This is a genomic window from Aneurinibacillus aneurinilyticus ATCC 12856 (genome assembly GCF_000466385.1).
In the GTDB taxonomy this organism is placed as follows: domain Bacteria; phylum Bacillota; class Bacilli; order Aneurinibacillales; family Aneurinibacillaceae; genus Aneurinibacillus; species Aneurinibacillus aneurinilyticus.
On record NZ_KE952691.1, the window covers coordinates 1,986 to 5,839 of the forward strand.

At 39.9% G+C, this 3,854-nt stretch carries 2 protein-coding genes; one reads left to right on the forward strand and one right to left on the reverse strand.

Annotation, left to right across the window (positions count from 1 at the left end):
• Positions 1 to 219 precede the first annotated feature (219 nt).
• Positions 220 to 1,992, forward strand: coding sequence for a SulP family inorganic anion transporter (locus HMPREF0083_RS03320; protein WP_021619611.1), 1,773 nt, complete (start codon positions 220 to 222; stop codon positions 1,990 to 1,992).
• A 467-nt stretch (positions 1,993 to 2,459) separates the two neighbouring features.
• On the opposite strand, the gene HMPREF0083_RS03325 is transcribed toward HMPREF0083_RS03320, so the two are convergent.
• Positions 2,460 to 3,704: a cation:proton antiporter gene (locus HMPREF0083_RS03325; protein ID WP_040301352.1), complete on the reverse strand. Its 1,245-nt coding sequence runs from the start codon at positions 3,702 to 3,704 to the stop codon at positions 2,460 to 2,462.
• Positions 3,705 to 3,854: the final 150 nt, after the last annotated feature.

Consider the following 3,854-nt stretch of genomic DNA (forward strand, 5'->3'; position numbering starts at 1 on the left):
AGAAAAGACGGAAGGGCGGTGGGTGGGCACGGTCTGAAAAAGACACACTGGCCTTTCTTCTGCCAAAGCGCAGGGCGCGTCCAACCTCCTCTTTTTTTCGAATTTCCTCCTTCCAACCACGTGATCATGTCAAAATATCAAGTGTAACTTATATAGTCTTGCTAAAATTCCAGCTACTTGATTTATAACGTTAATCAAACAAGAAAAGAAGGGTTAGGAATGAAGAGGTTATTTACGGGGAGATTTGAAGGATATTCATTTGAATCTTTTCAAAAAGATCTTCTATCAGGTGTGATTGTTGGGGTAATTGCCATTCCGCTTGCCATGGCTTTTGCGATTGCTTCAGGTGTGAAGCCGGAATATGGCATTTATACAACTTGTATTGCGGGAATTCTGATTTCGTTATTTGGCGGTTCGAAGTATCAAATTGGAGGCCCTACAGGTGCATTTATCCCTATTTTGTTTGGGATTGTCATTGTTTATGGGTATGAAAATTTATTGCTTGCTGGCTTATTGGCAGGAATTATGCTGTGCCTTATGGGGCTTTTTAGACTCGGTTCCCTAATTAAATTTATTCCACAACCTGTTACCATTGGATTTACTTCAGGAATTGCCGTCATTATTTTTACAGGACAAATTGCTAATCTTTTGGGCCTTACAGGTATCAAAAAGCATGAAGATTTTATTTCTAATATGAAAGAAATTGTTGTTCATATTCATACTATCAATCTATATAGTCTTGCTACTGCGCTTATTTGTTTTCTTGTTATTTTAACTACACCTAAACTTTTACCCAAAATACCTGGTTCCTTAATTGGATTGATCGTCTCTAGTGTGATTGCCACCCTGTTCTTTTCAGAACATGTTCCTACCATAGGCACCTCGTTTGGGGCTATTCCGAATACGCTTCCTCATTTCCATATTCCAGATATAACCTGGGGACATATTCAACAGTTGCTTGCTCCAGCGTTTGTCATTGCCGTACTTGGCGGAATTGAATCCCTGTTATCTGCTGTCGTAGCAGATGGAATGACGAACAGTAAGCATAACAGCAATCGAGAACTCATAGGACAGGGAATCGCCAACATTATTACGCCTTTATTCGGAGGGATTCCAGCAACAGGGGCGATCGCACGAACTGCAACCAACATCAAAAGCGGAGCCGTTTCGCCTATGTCTGGTGTCATTCATGGGTTGGTTGTTTTATTGACGCTTCTGCTTTTAGCTCCCTATGCTTCTCATATTCCACTTGCTAGTATGGCCCCTATTTTAATGATGGTAGCTTGGAACATGAGCGAGCGAAAACACTTTCTTCATGTGCTAAAAACAAAAACAGGCGATTCGCTTGTCTTGCTTGTCACCTTCTTCTTTACAGTGTTTACGAGTTTAACGACTGCTGTAGAACTAGGTTTGATTTTGGCGGTGATTTTGTTTGCCAAACGGATGAGCAAAATGCTCGTTATTACTAAGGTTCTTCCGGATGACACCAAGGAAAATAGAAAAGTGCGATCCCATGTCGTGAATGAAGCCCATGATTGCCCGCAAATTAGCATATACACAATTGAAGGGCCCCTTTTCTTTGGAGCTGCACAAACATTTGAACAGGGCATTTTAGAAACTATTCATTGCAAACCAAAAATCTTGATTTTGCGCATGGGAAAAGTTCCATTCATGGATACCACAGGCGAGTTCTATTTTAGAAATATTGCTCAACATTTTAAGAAGCAAAATGGTTTGGTTCTTATTTCTGGAATTGTTCCTTCATTGAAAGAAGCGTTAGAAAAAACAGGGCTATATCGTGAATTTGGAGAAGAACATTTCTTCAATCATACAGGAGAAGCAATTAATTATGCACTGGCTCAAATTGAAACAAAGAAGTGTGTAGGCTGTAAACACTTTGCTTTCCGCGAGTGTATACAGCTTTCCCAACCATCAGAAGGGGAAAAAGAAATAGATGATAAGGAAAAGGTGTTGGGACTTGTAAGAAGATAAGAATTATACAAGCCACTCATATATTAGGATGAACAATAACGAATGAAGCAAATGTTCTTTTTTGTGAATGGTTATATAAGGGTTTCGATTTAAAGGTATCAAGCAATCCAAACTTGACGGGTATAGAGCTATAAAGGAAAAACATTTACTAAACGTATCTTATGGATTATACAGGAATAAAAGGCGAACAATCATGAAAAACAAGTAAAGTTTTTCGAATTCTCCAATAGGAGACTGCTCCAGATAGGTAGATATCATCAACATAAGGCCTTGAAGCGCTGATGAAAAGTATAATGATCGTTTTCCTGCTTCCAGGCCCATATGCTGATCGATATCAAGGATATGGAGGAGGCGTACATACCGCTAGTGTCAATTACTCACGACTGAAGTCGCGAGTGTCCTGTCCGCAAATCATGAAAATAATTCTGAAAGGAAAGTTTTTTTGGGATAAAGGCAAAGTACAGCACTTACGTTGTCCCTTGCTTTTTGCGTAATTCCTCTACTCCTAATTTCCGAGCTACATATGGTGTCACGCTCGCTTGCAGTAAGATGGTGATCAAAATCGCAAGAAAGGTAACAGCTGCAATGGCATCTGCATATTGCACGCCCATTCCTACAATGATACCGGATAGTGCAGCAGGGATCACACCTGTTTCTCTTGTCCAACACATAAATAACATTTCTCCCCAAGTCCATTTTGCTTTTCGGTCAGGCAAAGTACAAGCGAAGACAGTCAATGGACGTGCAACAAACATTAGAACAAAAACAACAAGAAGCCCTCCCCAGAGATGCTTCATTATTGTTGAAAAATTTACCTGGCTACCTAACAGAATAAAAATGAGCATACGCATAATTACGGTCATATTCTCCGAAAAGTGATGGATTTCCCTTTGTTTCGCTTCCATATGAAGCCTGAAGCAAGAGGAATTACCCCAGATAATTCCGGCAACAAAAGTCGCCATAAAACCGCTTACATGCAACAAGTCTCCTAACAAGTAAGAGAATAACGCCACAACCAGCATTCCTATTACCGTATAATCCCGTAAAAAGCCAAACACAACATGAGAAACTAAATAAGCGCCAACAAATCCTATAAGTGCACCGATGAACATCCCGCCCAATGCTACCTTAAAAAAATCAAGTGTACTTGCACCGATGGAAAAATCGCTGGTTCCCATTACAACGGCTAACACACTAAAGGTGAGAATCGATCCCGTCGCATCATTAAACGCTGATTCACTTTCTACTGTCTCGCGTAGAATTGGTCGAATTTTCACCTGTTTAAATACCGGGATTAAGGTGGCTGGATCAGTGGAAGCAATAATAGAAGCTAATAAAAAGCCATAAAGCAAGGGAATATGTAAAAATACATGTGCACCATATCCCGTTACAAGTGCAGTAATAATGACGCCGGGAACACTTAATAAGCTTATCGTGGGCCATACCTTTTTCAGCGATTGCAAACGAATATTACGTCCCCCATCAAATAAAATTAGCGTAGCTCCAAGTATAAGAATGAACTGGTTTATGAAAGAACGGCTTTCTTCAGAAATCAGGTGCAATCCTGGACCAATTCCAATACCGAGAAGTAAAAACACAGCCACATCGGGTATTTTTAACTTGGAAGCTACTTTTCCGGCAATCATTCCTCCGGCAAAAATGACAATGAGCAAATAAAGAACGTGATGAATCGCTATTGTGATATCCCCCACAACGTACAACAACCTTTCGTAATGAAAATAAAAAATCGGAATGTATTGCACACTATAAATAGGATACCCTTTATTTTATGTGTTTAAATAATATTTCAAAACAAGGGTGTTGATTATCCAAAGAGAAAAAGGCCACCACAACGGGACACA